Origin of the sequence: Mesorhizobium sp. M8A.F.Ca.ET.218.01.1.1 (genome assembly GCF_004791165.1) — a bacterium.
Classification (GTDB): Bacteria; Pseudomonadota; Alphaproteobacteria; order Rhizobiales; family Rhizobiaceae; genus Mesorhizobium.
The window spans coordinates 462,042-480,641 of sequence record NZ_SRUZ01000005.1 but is presented as its reverse complement, the minus strand read 5'-3'; the positions used below and the strand labels follow the sequence as shown (position 1 = coordinate 480,641).

Here is an 18,600-nt window from a genome sequence, read left to right as displayed (position 1 = left end):
GCTCAATAGCTCTGCGTAGAACGACGCGGCTTCGAAGCCAGCGGCTGCTCTGCCGGGCCATCAGGCTTTGGCGCCAGCACTGCCGGCCTGAAAGGCCCCTTCTTGAACGGCGCCATGCCTTCCCGTGCCAGTTCGTCGGCACGCTCGTTCTCGGTGTGGCCGGCATGGCCCTTCACCCAGTTCCAGGTGACCTTGTGGCGTCGGTTGGCCTCGTCCAGCGCCTGCCACAACTCGCCGTTCTTGACCGGCTTCTTGTCGGCGGTCTTCCAGCCGTTCTTCTTCCAGCCATGGATCCATTTGGAAATGCCGTCCATGACGTATTTGCTGTCGGTATGAAGCTCGACCGTGCAAGGCTCCTTCAACGCGTTCAGCGCCGAAATGGCCGCCAACAATTCCATGCGGTTGTTGGTCGTCTCGGCCTCGCCGCCGGAGAGTTCCTTGGTGGCGCCGTTGAAGCGCAGGATGGCGCCCCAGCCGCCGGGGCCGGGATTGCCGGAACAGGCGCCATCGGTAAAGATTTCAACCTGCTTGCTCATGATGCCCCATATTCGGCCAATCCATATTCCGAAGGAGATCTGATCGCCCGATGGAACCGCATCCTTCTGATGTATTCGGTCGGGTCGCGTTTCATGACGAGCCCGCCATCGGGGACGGTCAGCCAGTCGTAAAGCCGGGTCAGCATGAAGCGCAGCGCCGAGCCGCGCGCCAGCATCGGTAGCGCCGCCTTCTCCTCCGCGCTCAGCGGGCGCACGCTCTGATAACCGGCAAGCAGTGCCTTGCCCTTGGTAAGGTTGAAGGAAAAATCCTTCTCGAAGCACCAGGCGTTGAGGCAGGTGGCGACATCGTAGGCGTAGAGATCGTCACAAGCGAAATAGAAATCGATCAGACCCGAAAGCTTTTCGCCCAGGAAAAAGACATTGTCCGGGAAAAGATCGGCGTGGATTATGCCCTTGGGGAGGCCCTTGGGCCAGTTCTGTTCGAAATCGGCGAAGTCGGCATCGACCTCGGCCGCCAGTCCCGGCTCGACTTCGTCGGCGCGGGCGCGGGCCGCGTCCCAAAGCTTGCGCCAGCCGTCGATGGCGAGCGCGTTGGGGCGGGTCATAGAGAAATCGGCGCCGGCCAGATGCAGCGCGGCCAGCGCCTTGCCAACCTCGGCGCAATGGGTCGCGGCCGGTCGCCGCAGCGAAAGCCCTTCGAGGAAGGTGATGATGACCGCCGGCCGGCCGGCCAGCGTGCCGATGACGCTGCCGTCATGCGCGGTCACCGGCAACGGGCAGGACACCCCCTTGTTGGCGAGGTGGCCCATCAACCCAAGGAAAAACGGCAGATCCGCCTTCTCGACCCGCTTTTCATAGAGCGTCAGGATGTAGGAACCGCTGGAGGTGTGCAGCAGGAAGTTCGAATTCTCGGTACCTTCGGCGATGCCCTTATAGGACAGGAGGTCGCCGACCGGATAGTGCTTCAGGAAAGCGCCGAGTTCGCCCTCCGCAACGTCGGTGTACACCGCCATGGCCGTTCACGCGGCCCCGTTGACGAAGGCCATGTCGGCCGTCGTCAGTTCGACATCGCGCAATACCCGCATGACCGGAAAATCCTCTGTTTCGGTGGCCGTGATGGCCAGGTCGATGGTCACATCGAAACGCTGACGGAACGCGTCGATGATCTCGTCGACGATGATCTCCGGCGCCGATGCTCCCGCCGACAGGCCGAGCGTCGAAATGCTGCCGATGTCATTCCACGGAATTTCGGCGGCGCGCTGCACGAGAAGCGACATGGCGGCGCCGGCGCGTTCGGCAACTTCGACGAGGCGGCGCGAATTCGAGGAATTGGGAGCGCCGACGATCAGATAGAGGTCAGCACCGGGGGCCGTGTCCTTTACCGCTTCCTGGCGGTTGGTGGTGGCATAGCAGATCGATTCCGCCGCCGGCGCCTGCAGGTCCGGAAAGCGTTCCTGCAGCGCGCGGATGATACCGGCAGTATCCTCGACCGAGAGCGTTGTCTGGGTGACGAAACCGAGTGCCTCGGGATCGGCCGGCACAAGCCGGGCGGCATCGGCCTCGGTCTCGATCAGCGTTACCGCGCCTTCCGGCAACTGTCCCATGGTGCCGATCACCTCGGGGTGCCCGGCATGGCCGATCAGCAGAACGTGGCGGCCAAGCCGCTGATGCCGCATCGCCTGTTTGTGGACCTTGGAGACCAGCGGACAGGTTGCATCGAGATAGAACAGGTTGCGCGCCTGCGCGTCCGCCGGCACCGACTTGGGCACGCCGTGCGCCGAAAAGACGACGGGCGACTGCCGATGTTCGGCCGGGATTTCGGAAAGTTCCTCGATGAACACGGCGCCAAGGCTTTGCAACCCCTCGACGACGTAGCGGTTGTGCACGATCTCGTGGCGGACATAGACCGGCGCGCCATATTTCTTCAGTGCCAGCACGACAATCTGGATGGCACGGTCGACGCCCGCGCAAAAACCGCGCGGCTGGCAGAGCCGGATCGTCAGAGGAGGCTTGGCGGTTGTGTGAAGCATTAAATCCTGCCGGTTCGTCAGCGCCGAAATGAGGTGCCCACCCCCGCCCTGTCAAGGGTCTGTGTAGAAAGGGGGGCGTCGCTCGCGCTCAGTCCTCTTTCGCGGGCCGGCGAAGCCGCAGGACGAGTATGGCGGCAAGCGCGGCGGCGAGCCCGTACCAGGTGACAGCATATTGCAGATGGCTGTTCGGCAGGTCGATGATGGTGACGCCTCCGACCGGCAGACCGCCGGGGTTAGGCGTCTTGTCGGCATCGATGAAGATCGGCACCAGCTTGAACCCAGCCGGCAGGCCGGCGCTCGCGGCCATGACGTCGCGGTCCTTCCAGTAGAAGATGTTCTTGGCCACGTCATTGTCGGGAAGCATCATCGAGGGCTTTGCCGACAGCGGGTTGCGAGCAAGCCCGGTGACCGTGACCTTGCCCGTTGGCTGTCCCTTGGCACGCTTGGCGGCATCCTTGAGGTCGTAGGGCACAAAGCCACGGTTGATCAGAACGAAACGGCCATCGTCGAGGGCCAGCGGCGTGTAGACGTTGAAGCCGGCATCCCCTTCCCAGGTCGCGTAGAAGTGCCGTTCGCCGGGATGCAGGAAAGTGCCGGTGACCGTGACCGGCGTGTAGTCGACGTCGCCGGTCGAGGCGAATTCCTTCTCGACCTCTGCCAGCGGCAACGGCGCCGAATGGGTGCGCTGGTCGATGGTCTGCAGCAGGCCTTCCTTCCAGTGCAGGCGCTGGACCTGCCAGGTGCCGAGCGCCAGCAGGATGAAGAACAGCACAAGGCCAAGGGCGATCAACAGCGCCGATCTCGGCCGCGAACGGCCGCCGGCCTTGGCGGAAGCTTCGCTCATTCGCCGCGATCCAGCCGACCCTCGGCCGCTTTGTTGCGGTATTGCAGGGTGAGCAGCACGCCCTTGATCAAGCGAAGCGCCGTCAGGCACAGCACCAGGGCGAGCGGGATCCATATCAGCAGATGCAGCCAGAGCGGCGGGCTCAGCGTCACTTCAACCCAGAGCGCCAGCCCGACGATGATGAAGCCGATGATCAGGATGACGAACACCGCCGGCCCGTCGCCGGCATCGGCGTAGGAATAGTCGAGGCCGCAATTGACGCAGCGCTTGCCGACGGTGAGGAAGCCGGAAAACAGCCGCCCCTCGCCGCAGCGCGGGCAACGGCCGTGCAGGCCGGCCGAAATCGGATCGATCGGAGGCCAGATCGCCCTATCTTCACTCATGGTTGTCTTCATTCATGGTCATTGCTCGACATCGATCGGCGTCCCATCGGCCACCATTGCCCAGATTTCGTCCATGTCGGAGTCCGTAACCGCAATGCAGCCGTCGGTCCAGTCGACCAATTGAAGCAGCCAGCCCCACCACGACAATCATAGCGCCGAAAAGAAGAAGGCGGCCACGTTGCCGCGACCGCCTTCCCCAAATCGAAATCCCAAAGGCTGGATCAGTGGCCCTCGATCACCGCGCCGACCGATCCCCAGACGTAGATCGAGGCGAACAGGAACAGCCAGACCACGTCGACGAAGTGCCAGTACCAGGCGGCCGCCTCGAAGCCGAAATGCTGCTTGGGGGTGAAGTCGCCCTTCATCGCGCGGATCAGGCAGACCAGCAGGAAGATGGTGCCAATGATGACATGGAAGCCATGGAAGCCGGTCGCCATGAAGAAGGTGGCGCCGTAGATGGAATCCTTGAAGCCGAACGGCGCGTGCATGTACTCGTAGGCCTGCACCATGGTGAACAGCATGCCGAGGCCGACGGTCAGCACGAGGCCGTTGACCAGCCCCTTACGGTCGCCATGGATGAGCGAGTGATGCGCCCAGGTGACCGTGGTGCCCGACAGCAGCAGGATGACGGTGTTGTAAAGCGGCAGGTGGAAGGGATCGAGAACCTCCATGCCCTTCGGCGGCCAGACACCACCGGTAAACGTGTGGCGCGCGTAGTTCTGCACCTCACCGGCAAAAAGACTGGCATCGAAATAGGCCCAGAACCAGGCGACGAAAAACATCACCTCCGAGGCGATGAACATGATCATGCCGTAGCGCAGGTGCAGCGACACGACGCGCGTGTGGTGGCCCTCATGCGCTTCCTTGATCGTGTCCGACCACCAGGCGAACATGGTGTACAGCACGATCACGATGCCGATGAAGAACAGCCAAGGATTGGCAATGTTGAAGCCGAAGATCGGGAAGGAACCGCCCTTCAGGTATTCCATGAGGCAGACACCGCCAAAAGCGGTGACAAGCGCCCCGACCGATCCCAGGAAAGGCCACGGGCTCGGGTCGACGAGATGGTAGTCATGGTGTGGTTTTGCGTGCGCGTCTGCCATATCAACCCCCGAGATTTCCTTCGGTATCTGAAACTGTCTTGCTATTGCCCTTGGCCGGCTCCGAGGAGGCGACCGGCTTGTTCTTCTCGACCGGGAACATCGTATAGGACAGCGTGATCGTCTTGATGTCCTTCAGTTCCGGCACGTTCACGATGTCGGGATCCACATAGAACAGGACCGGCATGTCCAGCGTCTCGCCGGGCTTCAGCGTCGTATCGGTGAAGCAGAAGCATTCGACCTTGTTGAAGTAAGGGCCCGCCAGTTCCGGCTGCACGTTGAACGTGGCGCGGCCGGTGACTAGGCGATCGAACTTGTTGGTGGCCTGATAATGTGCCTGCACGGTCTCGCCGATCTTCATGGTCATCGAGCGCTGGACCGGCTGGAACTCCCACGGCACGCCGGCAATGTTGGCATCGAAGCGGACGGTGATCTCGCGGTCAAGCACGCGGCCGGCATACTGCTTCTCGACACGCTGCGTCGTGCCGCCATAACCGGTCGCCTGGCAGAACATCTTGTACAGCGGCACGGCTGCATAGGCCATGCCGATCATGCCGGTGAAGAAGGCGAGGCAGACAGCCGCGACGACGCGGTTGCTGGTCTTGCCCGCCGTCTTTCTGGGCGTCTCGGCGCTCATCACATCTTGCCCGACAAATTGTGGCCGAACTTCACGATCGTCGCGATGTAGAAAATCACGACCAGCAGAGCCAGCGCCACGCCAATCGCGACGGAACGGCTGCGCTGGGCCTTCTTCTGGCGCTCGGTCAACGTGACCGTCTCGAGTTCTTTCTCGACCATGGTCATGCCCCACCCATGGCAAGCGCGCGTTCGACGACACTGTCGGCCAGATAGGCGGCGAAGATGGCGAAGAGATAGAGCAGCGAATAGGCGAACAGGGCCTTGGCCGGCTTCATGGCGCGGTCATCGTCGACCATGCCAAGCACTTTCCAGGCATACCAGACGAAACCAGCGCCCAGCAGCAGAGCGGCCATGCCATAGAATGGCGTCGTGTAGCCGAGCAGCCAGGGCACCACGCCAACCGGGGCCAGCACCAATGCATAGGCGAAAATCTGACGACGGGTCGATGCATGACCAGCGACGTTCGGCATCATCGGGATGCCGGCGCGGCCATAGTCCTCGGACTTGAACAGCGCAAGCGCCCAGAAATGCGGCGGCGTCCAAAGGAAAATGATCAGGAACAGGATGATGCTTTCGAAACTGACCGACCCGGTCACCGCAGCCCAGCCGATCACCGGAGGAATGGCGCCCGCGGCACCGCCGATGACGATGTTCTGCGGCGTCGAGCGTTTCAGCCACATCGTGTACACGACGGCATAGAAGAAGATGGTGAAGGCCAGCAGCGTGGCGGCCAGCCAGTTGACCAGCACGCCGAGCGTCATCACCGACAGGACCGAAAGCACCAGGCCGAAGCTGAGCGCCTCGTGCGGCTGGATACGGCCCGACGGGACCGGGCGGCTGGCGGTCCTGGTCATTACCGCGTCGATGTCGGCGTCGTACCACATGTTGAGGGCACCGGAGGCGCCAGCCCCAATCGCAATGGCCAGGATGGCTATCACCGCCAGCAGCGGATTGATGGTCACCGGTGCGGCGACCAGCCCGACAAAGGCGGTGAACACCACCAGCGACATGACGCGCGGCTTCAGGAGGGCGAAGAAATCGCCCGCCGTCGCTTCCGACATGCGGAAGCCCGCTTCGTCAATGCTGGTTTCGTCGACTAGGGCCATGCGTACTGAAGTCCATTATTCCGTTGGCCAAAACCGCCGGCGGACCGGCGGTTTCGCATTCGAGGGGAAGCCGCCTTACTTGATCTTCGGCAACTGCTCCCACTGGTGGAAGGGCGGCGGCGAAGGCAGCTGCCATTCAAGCGTCGTTGCACCCTCGCCCCACGGATTGGCGCCGGCCACCCGCTTCTTCTGGAAGGCTTCGAACACGCAGTAGAGGAAGATCAGGACGCCGACGGCCGAGATATAAGAACCGATGGACGACACATAGTTCCAGCCCGCAAACGCATCGGGATAGTCGATGGTGCGGCGCGGCATGCCGGCGAGGCCGAGGAAATGCTGCGGGAAGAAGATCAGGTTGACGCCGACGAAGGTGACCCAGAAGTGGGTGTTGGCGATGACGGGCGAGTACATGTAGCCGGTCATCTTCGGGAACCAGTAGTACCAGCCGGCGAAGATGGCGAACACCGCGCCCAGCGACAGCACGTAGTGGAAGTGGGCAATGACGAAATAGGTGTCATGCAGCGACCGGTCGAGGCCGGCATTGGCCAGCTGGACGCCGGTGACGCCGCCGATGGTGAACAGGAAGATGAAGCCCAGCGCCCACAGCATCGGCGTCTTGAACGAGATCGACCCGCCCCACATCGTTGCGATCCAGGAGAAGATCTTCACGCCCGTCGGCACCGCGATGACCATGGTGGCGAAGACGAAATAACGCTGCGTGTCGAGCGACAGGCCGGTCGTGTACATGTGGTGCGCCCAGACGATGAAGCCGACGGCGCCGATCGCGACCATGGCGTAAGCCATCCCGAGATAACCGAACACCGGCTTCCTCGAGAAGGTCGAGACGATATGGCTGATGATGCCGAAGCCCGGCAGGATCAGGATGTAGACTTCCGGATGGCCGAAGAACCAGAACAGGTGCTGGAACAGCAGCGGATCACCGCCGCCATCGGGAGCGAAGAAGGTGGTGCCAAAATTGCGGTCGGTGAGCAGCATGGTGATGCCGCCGGCCAGAACCGGCAGGGACAGCAACAACAGGAACGCAGTGACCAGCACCGACCAGGCAAACAGCGGCATCTTGTGCAGCGTCATGCCAGGGGCGCGCATGTTGAAGATCGTGGTGATGAAATTGATGGCGCCGAGGATCGAGGAGGCGCCGGCGATGTGGATCGACAGGATCGCCAGATCCATGGCCGGACCGGGCTGACCCGAGGTCGAGAGGGGTGGGTAGAGCGTCCAGCCGCCACCAACGCCGTAGGCGCCCGGCGCACTCGGCACGAACATCGAGGTGAGCAGCAGGATGAAGGCCGGCGGCAGCAGCCAGAACGAAATGTTGTTCATGCGCGGGAACGCCATGTCCGGCGCACCGATCATGATCGGCACCATCCAGTTGGCAAAACCGCCGATCAGCGCCGGCATGACCATGAAGAAGATCATGATCAGGGCGTGCGCGGTGGCGAAGGCATTGTACATGCTTTTGCCGCCGTCGACCGCGGCGTCACCGTTCATGCCGTAGACCATCTGCGCCAGGCCGCTGAAGATCTGGATGCCAGGCTCCTGCAGCTCCATGCGGATGGCGACCGACAGCGCGCCGCCGATGATACCGGCCATGATCGCGAAGATCAGGTAGAGCGTACCGATGTCCTTGTGGTTGGTCGAATAAACCCACCGCACCCAGCCATGATACGGCTTGTGGTCGTGCCCGTCGTGAGCTGCAGCGTCTGCCATGTTCCGCTCCGTTCCCTAAATCTTGCTAAACCGCGGCATCAATTGCCGGCGGCCGCTACTTTGTTCTGGCCATCGACCTCGGCCATGAGCGTCTTGTTGGCGCCCGGCAGATCGGTCTTGGCTGCCGCCAGCCAAGTCTTGAACTGCGCATCCGAGACGACACGGATGGCGATCGGCATGAAGGCATGGTCCTTGCCGCAGAGCTGCGAGCACTGGCCATAATACAAGCCTTCCTTCTCCGCCTTGAACCAGGTCTCGTTGGTACGGCCTGGAATGGCGTCGATCTTGATGCCGAAGGACGGCATGGCGAAGGAGTGGATCACGTCGGTCGCGGTGACGAGCACGCGGGTCATGGTGTTGACCGGCACCACCAGTTCATTGTCGACGGCGAGCAGGCGCGGATAGACCTTGCGGTCTTCCTTGCCGGCCTTGGCGCGGTCGCCGTCCTGGAGGATCGCGGAGTTGAAGGCGAGCGTGTTGTCGGTCTGGTATTCGTAGTCCCAGTTCCACTGGTTGCCGGTCGCCTTGACGGTGAGCTTGGCCTCTTCCGGCGGCGTGTACTGCGCGGTCAAGAGCTGGAACGAGGGAATGGCCAGGCAAAGCAGGACCACGACCGGGCCGACGGTCCAGATCACCTCGATCAGCGTGTTGTGGCTGGTCTTGGAGGGAACCGGGTTGGCGCTCGCGCGAAACCTCACGATGCAGTAGGCGAGGAGAAGGAGCACCAGGATGGTGATCGGAACGATGAACCACATCGTGTAGTTTCCGAACCACTCGATCTGCCGCATCATGTCGGTCGCCGGCGCCTGGAAGGTGGTCTCCCACTCCACGGGCTGGTCGGCTTGGGCGGATGTGCCGGCAAAAATCGTGGCGGCGCAAGCACTCAGAAACTTGGCACTTGCTAGAAACCTGGCGCCAGCTAGGAAATTTCTCATCGCCCTCTTCGTCTCCCAGTTCCTCGCGGCTGCGCCAACGAGAATAACGAACAATGCCGGGACGGGAATCCCGACAGTCTCAAGGTGGTTCAAACCATACTCTTTTTCCCTCCGCAAGAAAGGAGCGGTCGAAACCGTGCGGCATTTTTGCGCGCAAGCTGACATGGCTCTTCGAAGGCAATGGCGATGGTGGCGAATCGCGTATGTTCGGCGGGCTGTCCGCCCTACGCTGGCGGAGCCCGCAGAGCGTCGTAATTCAGGCGAATTTGACAGGGAAAAGCGCTGTATTGCCTGTTTCGGGACAGTCCGGCCGCGGTCTCGTCCTTTACTTGGCATTGGCGCAGCTTAAAGTGCCGTGATTCGCAATGGAGCCGTCATGAACTCTTGGCTTTCGAGACTGAGGCATACGCGACTGAGACTTTCGAGAACCCTGGCAAACGCCATGTTTCTCGCCGTCCTGTCGGCGGCCGGTCTGTTCGTCGCCGGGCAGGCCAATGCGGCCCAGCCGAGCGGCACGGTCAAGTCGACGCATGGCGCATGGTCGATCATCTGCGACACGCCGGCCGGCGCGACCTCGGAACAATGCGTGATGATGCAGAACGTCGTCGCCGAGGACCGTCCGGAGATGGGGCTTTCGGTCGTCGTGCTGCGCACCGCCGACAACAAGGCCGAGATCCTGCGCGTGCTGGCGCCGCTCGGCGTGCTGTTGCCGAACGGCCTCGGTCTCAACGTCGACGGCAAGGACATCGGCCGCGCCTATTTCGTGCGCTGCTTCCAGGACGGGTGTTATGCCGAGGTCATTCTCGAAAAGCCCCTGCTCGACACGCTGAAGACCGGCACGTCGGCAACGTTCATCGTCTTCCAGACGCCTGAGGAAGGCATCGGCATCCCGGTCGACCTCAAGGGTTTCGCCGAGGGTTTCGCCGCCCTGCCCTGATCGCGGCCTCGCGCTGAACCAGACCTGGACGCGGCTTTTGCCGACCCCGGATGCATGCCTTGCCATCGAGCGGACGATGTCATTCGTCGGCGCTGATCTTCATTGCCGATTGTGCGGGCGCGGCTTCACGCCTACATCGGGGGAAAGCAATCATCCCACGGACGGACGCGCCATGAACAGCCTGATCGGCCAATTCGACATTTCAGACGACCGCATCAAGCAGATCGTCGCCGACACCATCAAGGGCGCCGACGACGGCGAGCTTTTCCTCGAATACAGCGAGAGCGAGGCGCTGATGTTCGACAACGGCCGGCTAAAGACCGCCAATTTCAACACCGACCAGGGCTTTGGCCTGCGTGCGGTCGCCGGCGAAGCCAGCGGCTACGCTCATTCCAGCGACCTGTCCGAGGCGTCGCTGCTGCGCGCGGCCAATGCCGTGTCGACCGTCAAGGGTGGGTATTCCGGCACGCTTGCCGCGGCCCCCGCCCGCACCAACCGCCATCTCTACGGCGACGAGAACCCGATCCCCTCGCCTTCCTTCGAGGCCAAGGGGAAGCTGCTGCAGGAAATCGACGCCTGGCTGCGCGCCGAGGATCCACGCGTGCGCCAGGTAACGGCCTCGATCGCCGCATCCTGGCAGCATATCGAGATCGTGCGCGCCGACGGCCAGGTGGTGCGCGATATCAGGCCGCTGGTCCGCGTCAACGTCTCGGTCGTCGTCGGCGATGGCGACCGCCAGGAGAGCGGCTCCTATGGCATGGGCGGGCGAAAGGCGTTCGGCGACTTCCTGGTCGAGGACAGCTGGAAGCACGCCGCCAGGGAGGCGCTCAGGCAGGCGCTGGTCAACCTCGAGGCGATCCCGGCCCCGGCGGGCACTTTCGACATCGTGCTGTCCAGCGGCTGGCCGGGCGTGATGCTGCACGAAGCCGTTGGGCACGGGCTGGAAGGCGATTTCAATCGCAAGAAGACCTCGGCCTTCGCCGGCCTGATGGGGCAGCAGGTGGCCGCCAAGGGCGTCACCGTCGTCGACGACGGCACCATCGCCGAGCGGCGCGGGTCGCTCACCGTCGACGATGAAGGCACGCCTTCGGCCCGCAACGTTTTGATCGAGGACGGCAAGCTGGTCGGCTACATGCAGGACCGGCAGAACGCGCGTCTGTTGGGCATGAAAGCCACCGGCAATGGCCGGCGCGAAGGCTATGCGCACCAGCCGATGCCGCGCATGACCAACACCTACATGACCTCGGGCGACATGGAGCCGGACGAGATCATCGCCTCGGTCAAGAACGGCATCTATGCCGTCTCCTTCGGCGGCGGCCAGGTCGACATCACGTCGGGCAAATTCGTGTTCGGCTGCACCGAGGCTTACATGATCGAGAACGGCAAGGTGACGCAGCCGATCAAGGGTGCCATGCTGATCGGCAACGGACCTGACGCCATGCACCGCGTCTCGATGGTCGGCAACGACATGAAGCTCGACAATGGCATCGGCATGTGCGGCAAGGCCGGCCAGGGCGTGCCGGTCGGCGTCGGCCAGCCGCATCTGAGGATGAACCAGATGACGGTCGGTGGCACCCGGGTTTGAGGCTCGGCGCCGTTCGGCGTGGAAGAAATCGGCGAAGCGGTGACGCATTTCGACCTGTTCGTGGCGATAGAAACGAGCGGCAGCGTCTAGCCGGCGGCGGGGTTGGTCGAGGAGGCGCGCTGCCGACGCCTTGACGATCGAACTCAACCTGAAATGCGCCGGCTGGGCCTCCCGTTTCGACGAACAGATCGAGCGGCCGGCGACACGGATGGTGCCTGCCTTCGTCGAGCGTATTCTCTCAGCGACAGGCTATTGCCGGCGTTCCCAACCTGAATCCCGGCCGCGACCTTGAAGCGAACACAATCCACATTAAGACATTATTAGGTCTTTGACTGCTTGGGCTGCCTTTTGCGCACGAACGCAGCACCAGTTCCTCGTTGCGGTGGTGGTTTTGGCAATGCGGCCCGTCCTGACTTCGTCTTTCCTGCTTGGCTTCGTTTCGTTGATTGGCGCGACAGCGCTGCAAGCCAGTCCGGCGGCAGCACAGTCGACGTGGTTCAAGGCGCGATCGACGCAATCTTCTGCCGCCGCCGTGGGTGGAAGCACCAGCGTCCCCTACGGTTGGATCGACTTCTGTCATCGCCGGCCAAAAGAGTGCAAGGTGCCCGCTCTGCCGGCCGCGAATGTCAAGCTGACAGCACGGAACCTCCGCATCCTCAAGCGGATAAATCAGAAGGCGAACAGCGCCATCGAACCCGTCAGCAATTTCGATCACTGGGGCACAATGGCGGACCATTGGGATTACCCGGTTGACGGCAAGGGCGATTGCAAGATCTACGCACTCTACAAACGCAAGCTCCTTCAGGAGGCTGGATTTCCCAGACAGGCGCTGCTGATGACGGTCGTGCGCGACCTCAACAATGAGGGCCACACCATCCTGACGGTGAAAACCGACAAAGGCGATCTCGTCCTCGACAATATGGTCGACGAAATCAGGCCCTGGAACGCGACCGGCTACTACTTTCTGAAACGTCAGTCGCAGCAGAATCCGAATGTCTGGCAGTCGGTCAACCAGCGAGGCGGCACGCCGAAAACCTGACGGATGCCGCCAAGCGCGTAATCTGAGCGGCCGGAGCGATCGCCTTTGACGGGCTGATGCGCCACACCAGAGGCCCCCTGTCTGGCAACGAGCAAGGATGTTCGCCCCGCGAACGGAAAGGGCGACTCCCGGCCGCGGCAGCCTACTGGTTGCAGGCCGGTTCGCCCTGCTTTCCGCAAGACGGCTTTTTCTTGAGCTGCTGTGGCGGCTGCTCCTGCGGGAGACGCCGCTCTTGCATCTGCTGTCTCGGCTGCGCCCGGAATTCCGGCTTCGGCTCCGATCTCTGCGGCCGGAGCACCTGCTCGTTAGGCCTTTCCTGTCTCAACTGACGCTGCGCATTCTCGTTCGGCCTGATCTTGAGGTTGCGCTGGACGTTAACCTCCGGGCCGGCGGCCCCCTGTTCGCTGTTCTGCAGCCGGCGCAACGTCCTGCCCCTGTCGTTCCTGCTGGCGGAGCCCTGATTCTCGTCGGAGAACACCGCCGGATTGTTCCTGCTGAACCGTTTCTGCACGCCCGGTCCGTTGTCGGTTGGCTCACCGTTGACGGTCGGCAGTCTGCGGAGCTTCCTGCTCTTGTCGTTTCCGCTGGCCGGGCCTTGACCTTGGTTGGAGAACACCTCCGGATTGTTCTTCCTGAGCCGCTCCTGCACGCCAGGCCGATTTTCGGCCGGAGCACCGTTGACGGTCGGCAGCTTGCGGAACTTCTTGCCGTTCTGCCGAGCTGTGCCCTGCTCTCCGGTAACAGCTGCACCGGCATTTCCAGTCGCCTCTTGGTTGCGGCCTACGATGCCTTGCTTGCCAAGCTGCTTCCTGGACTTGTTGCTGGGCAAATTCTCGTCGTTCAGCGCCGGCCTACCGTTGATGAGCGGCAGCTTTCTACCGTTGGCTCCTGGCAAGGCGTGATCGGTTTCAAGCTTACCGGTCGACAAGGTCTTCGACAGCGGAGTCGCGGCATCAGGTTGCTGGCCCTGTATCACACGTTGGCCAGGCTTCGGCGGCAAGCCGCCCTGTTGCTGACCGGACGGGGCCTGACCGGACATGGCCACTCTCTTTTTCAGCAGCGGCGGCAGCGCGACCCTGGCCGCCAGTGCAGCCGGGCCGGCCCCAACCGTGCCTCCGGCCGTCTTCTGGCCTGTCGTGAGGCCACCCTGAGCATTGTGATTGATGGTCTCGTTTTTGATCGTCGTGTTGATGTTGTTGATGACGGTCGTGTTGTGGATGTTGTTGAAGATGATGTCGTTCGGCGGCGGCACGATGTGACGCGGCGGATTGATAAACACAGGTATCGGCACGAATACCGGTGTCGGCAGGACGAAGACGTCAACCGGCGGCGGAGGCGCTTCCAACACGACGAATTCCGGCGGCGGCGGCGGCAGGAAGATCACCGCGATCGGCGGTGGCGGCTCGAAGTCGAAATCGGGATCGTCGAAATAGAGCACCGGCCTGTCGACGTAGACGATTTCCTCCTCCGGCGGCGGCGGCAAATCATAGTCATAGACGGTGAATTCCTCCGGCGGTTCCAGCGCAGCGTCGAAATGCTCGAGCCGCCAGCGCGCGTCCCAGGCATGCGGACCATGCCGATAGCGTCGCAGATAAGACCAATAGGCTTCCGGGGTGTCCTGCAGCCAGGTCTCACGCCACGTGATCGCCTCGCGCCGCGCGGCGATGATGGCGCGCACGCGCTTGGCCATCGGATCGTGTGGATAAGTGACGAGGAAATCATCGTAGCCGCGCATCGTGTCGCGATCGAGAGCCGCGACATAGGCGTCATGAGCATTGAAATCGCGGATCGCCCTGGTTCGATTGGACCGGGAGTCGGCCTCCGAGACCTTGGGCGCGGGCGCGTCCGCAGCGCGGTCGAAGAAGACGAAAGGCGTGACGATTTTCGAGGCGTTCCACGGCACTTCCGCACCTTGCGTCACCTCGTTGACACGCAATCGTGTGCGGTCGAACACGTCGTCAAGCGACAATCCGCCTTGGCGTATCATCTCGGCCAGCGCCTGGGCATAGGCACCGTAGGGGCCTTTGCCTTCGGGCGCGACCGTTCCGGGAGCGGCGTTGAAGGCAATCAGCATGTTCGGGTCGGGATCGACCAACGCAAGGCCGCCGGCCAGCGGCTCTTTCCACTTCGGGAAGGGATTTGGCCGCGCCGCGTCAAGCACGACGATGTTGACCTTCGTCGGCAATCCGGCCAGCGATTTGGTGACATCGGAGAGCCGCATCGCCTGAAGCGGCACGTCGGCTGGACTGGCAATCTGGGCATCGATCGGCAAGTAGTAATTCTCGCCTTCGAACTGCACGCCGTGGCCGGCGAGATAGACGAAGACAATCGCGTCGGGACCGGCGGCGGAGACCTTGCCGAGGAAATCGCGCAATGCGCCGCGCAGCGATTCCTGATCGACATCGCGCGCCCCGACCACATCGAACCCGGCCGCCTGCAAGGTCTGCGCGATCAGGCCCGCATCATTGGCGGCGGTCGCGAGCTCGCCGGCCTGATACGCGCCATTGCCGATGACGAACGCCAAGCGCTTTTCACCTTGCGCGAGGGCTCCGGTCGAGGAGCTGACCGCGAAAAAGATAAGAACGATGATGAGGCCGGTGAATTTCTGAAGGGTCTGCATGTCCGTTATCGCCATCGGTTCATATTAGTAACGGCGAATGGGCCGAAATGTTTCCCAAAGATGCGAAATTAGGAACCCGCACAAAGGCGGCTTTAGGGCACAATTTGGTCGAAAGAACAGAGGCTTCAGAAATTTCCTGCGAACCGGCGGTCGTGAACTACCGCCGCCTCTTCGGCCTTTCCAGCAAGGCGACCGCTTCGACATGGGATGACCACAGGAACTGGTCGATCGGCGTCACGCTTTTCAAGCTGTAGCCGCCATCGATGAGGATGCGCAGGTCGCGAGCCAGCGTCACCGGATTGCAGGACACCGCGGCAACGAAAGGGACATCCGAGCGGGCGATCTGCTTCGACTGATCCTCGGCGCCGGCGCGCGGCGGATCGAAGACAAGGCCGTCGAAGGCGTTCAACTCCTTGAACGTCAGTGGCCGGCGAAACAGGTCGCGGCGTTCGCCCGTCACCCGCTTGATGCCGGTCGCGAAGCGGGAACCCCGGTCGAGCGCCGAGAGTGCGGCCGCATCGCCTTCGACCGCGTGCACCTCCGACTTCGCGGCCAACCGCAAGGCGAAGCTGCCGCAACCGGCAAAAAGGTCGGCGACCTTTTTCGCACGCTTCAGATGTCCGCCGACGATCTCGGCCATGGTCTGTTCGGCTGCCTCGGTCGCCTGCAGGAAGGCGCCCGGCGGCACGGCGACCGCGACGCTGCCGAACATGACGACAGGCTTCCTCGGCTCGATGACGATCTCGTCGTCGATGGACAATCTGGCAAAGCCCTGCGCAATGACAAAATTGGAAGCGATACGGCGCTGGTGTTCGCCGAGCTTGCCGGGGTCGTGCGCCGCGACGTCGAGGCCCGAAGCCGTCACGGTGACCGCCATCCGGAATGATTTGGTGGTGGCACATATCAATCCGGCCAGCGCCTTCAACGGGCCGAGCGCTGCGACGATCTCCGGCAGCGAGATCGGACATTCGGATATCGAGATGATTTCCGGCGACAGATGGCGATTGAAGCCGAGCAACATGCCTGTTTCAGTGCGCCGGGCGGCAAGCACGACACGGCGGCGCGATCGCGGCGCGCAGGCGACCAGTTCGCCAATCTCGCAATCGATGCCCTTCAATGCGTGCACCACCTTTTCGCGTTTCCACCCGCGATAGGCCTCGGTCTCGAAATGCTGGAGGGCACAACCGCCGCATTCGGTGAAATGGCGGCAGGCGGGGTCGACGCGCAGCGGCGAGGCCTCCAGCACCGCCATCAGCGTGGCGCGATCCCTTTCGCGCGCGGCGGTGACGGTCTCGCCCGGCAGCGTGAAGGGAATGAACAGATCGCCGCTTTCGGTTTCGGCGATGCCGTCGCCCTGCGATCCGAGCTTTCGTATTGTGAAGCGTGCGCTCATCGGTCCTTGATCCCACCGAGCAGGAATTCGCGATTGCCGTCGCCACCTTCGATCGGCGACAGATGCAGGCCGAGCGAGCGCCAGCCGGGAACGGCATCCAGCCAATCCTGCAGCAGGCCCGCGACACGCGCGGCATCGAAGGGGTCCTTCAACAGACCGCCCTTGCCGATCGCCTCGCGACCCGCCTCGAATTGCGGTTTGACCAGAAAGACCGCGCCGGCGCCGGGCCTCGCAAGAGCAAGCGCCGGCGGCAGCGCAAGTTTCAGCGAGATGAAACTGACGTCGGAAACGATGAAATCCGGACTATGGCCGGCAAGATCGGCGGCGGTGAGATCGCGTGCGTTCAGGCCTTCGATCACGGTTACGCGCGGATCACCGCCGACATCAGGATGCATCTGGCCGTGGCCGACATCGATGGCCGTGACATGGGACGCGCCGCGTTCGAGCAACACCTGGGTGAACCCGCCTGTCGAGGCGCCGATGTCGAGGGCCTCGCGGCCGGCGGGGTCGAGGCCGAAATGGTCCAGTCCGCCGATCAGTTTGAGCGCCGCGCGTGAAACATAGCCTTGCGCCGGATCGTCGATGACAACGAGGCATTGCGGCGAAACGTTCTGGCCGGGCTTGCGGGCAATAGCGCCGTCAACCGTCACCGTGCCGCGCTCGACCGCGTCGCGGGCGCGCGAACGGCTGGCAAACAGCCCACGCTGGACGAGCAGGTCGTCGAGCCGCTGGCGTGTGCTGGCTGGCAGAGGCGAATTCATCGGCCTTCTCTGGCGAAAGCCCGCGGTGAAGGCAAGGACATTACACGGAACAGGGTGACGTCGTGCGTGAACGGCTGGAGCAGCGAGCCAAGCCGCGGCTTGCGCGCGTCGCGTCGGCTCCGGCAAAATGGCCGTCGAGGAGAGCCTCCATCGTCGGAAGCCGGGGAGAACGAATGCTGACGGGAACCTGCCACTGCGGCGCGGCTCACTGGACCCTGGAGGGCGATCCCGGCCCGGTGACGGCCTGCAACTGCACGCTTTGCCGCCGCTATGGCGCGCTCTGGGCCTATGATTATGTCGACGAGCGCATTCGCGTTTCGGGGCCGACGGCCAGCTATACGCGCGCTGGAAAGGACACGCCGTCCCTCGAAGTCCTGTTCTGCCCGACCTGCGCCTGTGTGCTGGCCTGGCGCGGCTTGCGCGCCAGCGATTCAGGCCGAATGCGAATCGCCGTCAATGTGCGGCTGGCGCCACCCGAAGCCGTTGCCTACTTGCCGATCGAACATTTCGATGGCCTCGACTCTTTCGAAGATTTGCCACGCGATGGTCGCTGCGTGCGCGATATGTGGTTTTAGAAGATGGTTCGCGGAACCAGGCGCTCGATAGCCGGAGACAGACCATCGTTCCGGTTGCCCGACGCCTGTTCACGCGGATGCTCGGTCGTAACAGCGGGCTGAGGTGCGGCGTCAGGCACGACCACAAGCTGCGGCATCTGCTTGTAGGAAAAGCCGCCGCGGATACCGCCCATCTTGCCGGCGACAATCCCTACCGCCGCCTTTTCAAGGTTGCGGTCGTAGGGCGTTTCGGCGGCAGCCGGTACCACCATCACGGCCAAGAGGGCCGCGCCGCGCAGAAGCGTCTTCATTCTCGTTGTCTCCCTGCCTGGCTGCTGTCTAGCAGGGCGCCGTTGAAAAACGGCCAAGGGACACGGTAAGCGAAACGCCAAACGGCAGCGTTAACAATGCGTTACGAAATCAAGCCGGCAAACTGAGTCAGGCTGTTC

The 18,600-nt window shown here is 62.9% G+C and carries 19 protein-coding genes and 1 pseudogene; 4 read left to right on the top strand and 16 right to left on the bottom strand.

The window, feature by feature from the left end; translation table 11 throughout:
- Positions 1 to 2 precede the first annotated feature (2 nt).
- The 12 genes and pseudogenes from rnhA to coxB all read right to left on the bottom strand — a co-directional run bounded on the left by rnhA (position 3) and on the right by coxB (position 9,379).
- Entirely contained in the window at positions 3 to 536 is a 534-nt protein-coding gene (gene rnhA, locus EN861_RS21005; protein WP_127873121.1) for a ribonuclease HI, read from the bottom strand.
- A complete protein-coding gene (locus EN861_RS21000) occupies positions 533 to 1,510 on the bottom strand; it encodes a homoserine kinase (RefSeq protein WP_127280539.1) in 978 nt (325 codons plus the stop codon). The genes rnhA and EN861_RS21000 overlap by 4 nt, the downstream gene beginning before the upstream one ends.
- A gap of 6 nt (positions 1,511 to 1,516) precedes the next feature.
- Positions 1,517 to 2,527, bottom strand: a complete 1,011-nt coding sequence (gene ispH / locus EN861_RS20995; protein ID WP_135865340.1) for a 4-hydroxy-3-methylbut-2-enyl diphosphate reductase — start codon at positions 2,525 to 2,527, stop codon at positions 1,517 to 1,519.
- Between the two features lie 88 nt (positions 2,528 to 2,615).
- Positions 2,616 to 3,371: an SURF1 family protein gene (locus tag EN861_RS20990; RefSeq protein ID WP_167531498.1), complete on the bottom strand. Its 756-nt coding sequence runs from the start codon at positions 3,369 to 3,371 to the stop codon at positions 2,616 to 2,618.
- The gene (locus EN861_RS20985) at positions 3,368 to 3,754 is read right to left on the bottom strand and encodes a DUF983 domain-containing protein (RefSeq protein WP_027142361.1); all 387 of its coding nucleotides are present in this window, start codon (positions 3,752 to 3,754) and stop codon (positions 3,368 to 3,370) included. The genes EN861_RS20990 and EN861_RS20985 overlap by 4 nt, the downstream gene beginning before the upstream one ends.
- A gap of 18 nt (positions 3,755 to 3,772) precedes the next feature.
- Positions 3,773 to 3,895 (bottom strand): annotated as a pseudogene (locus tag EN861_RS36845) (L,D-transpeptidase family protein); the annotation flags it as partial.
- An 80-nt stretch (positions 3,896 to 3,975) separates the two neighbouring features.
- Positions 3,976 to 4,857 (bottom strand): cytochrome c oxidase subunit 3, encoded by an 882-nt coding sequence (locus tag EN861_RS20980; protein WP_127279330.1) that lies wholly within the window; start codon positions 4,855 to 4,857, stop codon positions 3,976 to 3,978.
- Position 4,858: 1 nt separating this feature from the next.
- Positions 4,859 to 5,491, bottom strand: coding sequence for a cytochrome c oxidase assembly protein (locus tag EN861_RS20975; protein WP_135865338.1), 633 nt, complete (start codon positions 5,489 to 5,491; stop codon positions 4,859 to 4,861).
- Positions 5,491 to 5,658 (bottom strand): hypothetical protein, encoded by a 168-nt coding sequence (locus EN861_RS20970; protein ID WP_189343687.1) that lies wholly within the window; start codon positions 5,656 to 5,658, stop codon positions 5,491 to 5,493. Before EN861_RS20970 ends, EN861_RS20975 begins: the two co-directional genes overlap by 1 nt.
- Entirely contained in the window at positions 5,655 to 6,599 is a 945-nt protein-coding gene (locus EN861_RS20965; protein WP_135865336.1) for a heme o synthase, read from the bottom strand. The genes EN861_RS20970 and EN861_RS20965 overlap by 4 nt, the downstream gene beginning before the upstream one ends.
- Before the next feature lie 75 nt (positions 6,600 to 6,674).
- Positions 6,675 to 8,327 (bottom strand): cytochrome c oxidase subunit I, encoded by a 1,653-nt coding sequence (gene ctaD, locus EN861_RS20960; RefSeq protein WP_127279327.1) that lies wholly within the window; start codon positions 8,325 to 8,327, stop codon positions 6,675 to 6,677.
- 38 nt (positions 8,328 to 8,365) lie between these two features.
- Complete coding sequence (gene coxB, locus EN861_RS20955; protein WP_189343686.1) at positions 8,366 to 9,379, bottom strand: cytochrome c oxidase subunit II; 1,014 nt, start codon at positions 9,377 to 9,379, stop codon at positions 8,366 to 8,368.
- 259 nt (positions 9,380 to 9,638) lie between these two features.
- Here coxB and EN861_RS20950 point away from each other — a divergent pair, with 259 nt between their 5' ends.
- The 3 genes from EN861_RS20950 to EN861_RS20940 all read left to right on the top strand — a co-directional run bounded on the left by EN861_RS20950 (position 9,639) and on the right by EN861_RS20940 (position 12,823).
- Positions 9,639 to 10,199 (top strand): invasion associated locus B family protein, encoded by a 561-nt coding sequence (locus tag EN861_RS20950; RefSeq protein WP_127281239.1) that lies wholly within the window; start codon positions 9,639 to 9,641, stop codon positions 10,197 to 10,199.
- A 172-nt stretch (positions 10,200 to 10,371) separates the two neighbouring features.
- Positions 10,372 to 11,784, top strand: coding sequence for a metalloprotease TldD (tldD, locus tag EN861_RS20945; protein ID WP_135865332.1), 1,413 nt, complete (start codon positions 10,372 to 10,374; stop codon positions 11,782 to 11,784).
- 397 nt (positions 11,785 to 12,181) lie between these two features.
- Positions 12,182 to 12,823, top strand: coding sequence for a transglutaminase-like cysteine peptidase (locus EN861_RS20940; RefSeq protein WP_189343685.1), 642 nt, complete (start codon positions 12,182 to 12,184; stop codon positions 12,821 to 12,823).
- A 142-nt stretch (positions 12,824 to 12,965) separates the two neighbouring features.
- Here the strand turns inward: EN861_RS20940 and EN861_RS20935 are convergent, their stop codons facing one another.
- The 3 genes from EN861_RS20935 to EN861_RS20925 all read right to left on the bottom strand — a co-directional run bounded on the left by EN861_RS20935 (position 12,966) and on the right by EN861_RS20925 (position 17,597).
- Complete coding sequence (locus EN861_RS20935; RefSeq protein WP_135865330.1) at positions 12,966 to 15,443, bottom strand: caspase domain-containing protein; 2,478 nt, start codon at positions 15,441 to 15,443, stop codon at positions 12,966 to 12,968.
- 157 nt (positions 15,444 to 15,600) lie between these two features.
- Complete coding sequence (locus tag EN861_RS20930) at positions 15,601 to 16,836, bottom strand: class I SAM-dependent RNA methyltransferase (RefSeq protein ID WP_135865328.1); 1,236 nt, start codon at positions 16,834 to 16,836, stop codon at positions 15,601 to 15,603.
- The gene (locus EN861_RS20925) at positions 16,833 to 17,597 is read right to left on the bottom strand and encodes a TlyA family RNA methyltransferase (RefSeq protein ID WP_127873114.1); all 765 of its coding nucleotides are present in this window, start codon (positions 17,595 to 17,597) and stop codon (positions 16,833 to 16,835) included. Before EN861_RS20925 ends, EN861_RS20930 begins: the two co-directional genes overlap by 4 nt.
- A 173-nt stretch (positions 17,598 to 17,770) precedes the next feature.
- Here EN861_RS20925 and EN861_RS20920 point away from each other — a divergent pair, with 173 nt between their 5' ends.
- The gene (locus EN861_RS20920) at positions 17,771 to 18,172 is read left to right on the top strand and encodes a GFA family protein (RefSeq protein WP_135865326.1); all 402 of its coding nucleotides are present in this window, start codon (positions 17,771 to 17,773) and stop codon (positions 18,170 to 18,172) included.
- Here EN861_RS20920 and EN861_RS20915 read toward each other — a convergent pair.
- Positions 18,169 to 18,462: a hypothetical protein gene (locus EN861_RS20915; RefSeq protein WP_135865324.1), complete on the bottom strand. Its 294-nt coding sequence runs from the start codon at positions 18,460 to 18,462 to the stop codon at positions 18,169 to 18,171. The two genes, EN861_RS20920 and EN861_RS20915, sit on opposite strands and share 4 nt — an antisense overlap.
- Positions 18,463 to 18,600 lie beyond the last annotated feature (138 nt).

Bases quoted from the DNA above. Each gene is read 5' to 3' on its own strand.
- rnhA (WP_127873121.1), bottom strand. From the start codon at position 536: ATGAGCAAGCAGGTTGAAATCTTTACCGATGGCGCCTGTTCCGGCAAT.
- EN861_RS21000 (WP_127280539.1), bottom strand. From the start codon at position 1,510: ATGGCGGTGTACACCGACGTTGCGGAGGGCGAACTCGGCGCTTTCCTG.
- ispH (WP_135865340.1), bottom strand. From the start codon at position 2,527: ATGCTTCACACAACCGCCAAGCCTCCTCTGACGATCCGGCTCTGCCAG.
- EN861_RS20990 (WP_167531498.1), bottom strand. From the start codon at position 3,371: ATGAGCGAAGCTTCCGCCAAGGCCGGCGGCCGTTCGCGGCCGAGATCG.
- EN861_RS20985 (WP_027142361.1), bottom strand. From the start codon at position 3,754: ATGAGTGAAGATAGGGCGATCTGGCCTCCGATCGATCCGATTTCGGCC.
- EN861_RS20980 (WP_127279330.1), bottom strand. From the start codon at position 4,857: ATGGCAGACGCGCACGCAAAACCACACCATGACTACCATCTCGTCGAC.
- EN861_RS20975 (WP_135865338.1), bottom strand. From the start codon at position 5,491: ATGAGCGCCGAGACGCCCAGAAAGACGGCGGGCAAGACCAGCAACCGC.
- EN861_RS20970 (WP_189343687.1), bottom strand. From the start codon at position 5,658: ATGACCATGGTCGAGAAAGAACTCGAGACGGTCACGTTGACCGAGCGC.
- EN861_RS20965 (WP_135865336.1), bottom strand. From the start codon at position 6,599: ATGGCCCTAGTCGACGAAACCAGCATTGACGAAGCGGGCTTCCGCATG.
- ctaD (WP_127279327.1), bottom strand. From the start codon at position 8,327: ATGGCAGACGCTGCAGCTCACGACGGGCACGACCACAAGCCGTATCAT.
- EN861_RS20950 (WP_127281239.1), top strand. From the start codon at position 9,639: ATGAACTCTTGGCTTTCGAGACTGAGGCATACGCGACTGAGACTTTCG.
- tldD (WP_135865332.1), top strand. From the start codon at position 10,372: ATGAACAGCCTGATCGGCCAATTCGACATTTCAGACGACCGCATCAAG.
- EN861_RS20940 (WP_189343685.1), top strand. From the start codon at position 12,182: ATGCGGCCCGTCCTGACTTCGTCTTTCCTGCTTGGCTTCGTTTCGTTG.
- EN861_RS20935 (WP_135865330.1), bottom strand. From the start codon at position 15,443: ATGCAGACCCTTCAGAAATTCACCGGCCTCATCATCGTTCTTATCTTT.
- EN861_RS20930 (WP_135865328.1), bottom strand. From the start codon at position 16,836: ATGAGCGCACGCTTCACAATACGAAAGCTCGGATCGCAGGGCGACGGC.
- EN861_RS20925 (WP_127873114.1), bottom strand. From the start codon at position 17,597: ATGAATTCGCCTCTGCCAGCCAGCACACGCCAGCGGCTCGACGACCTG.
- EN861_RS20920 (WP_135865326.1), top strand. From the start codon at position 17,771: ATGCTGACGGGAACCTGCCACTGCGGCGCGGCTCACTGGACCCTGGAG.
- EN861_RS20915 (WP_135865324.1), bottom strand. From the start codon at position 18,462: ATGAAGACGCTTCTGCGCGGCGCGGCCCTCTTGGCCGTGATGGTGGTA.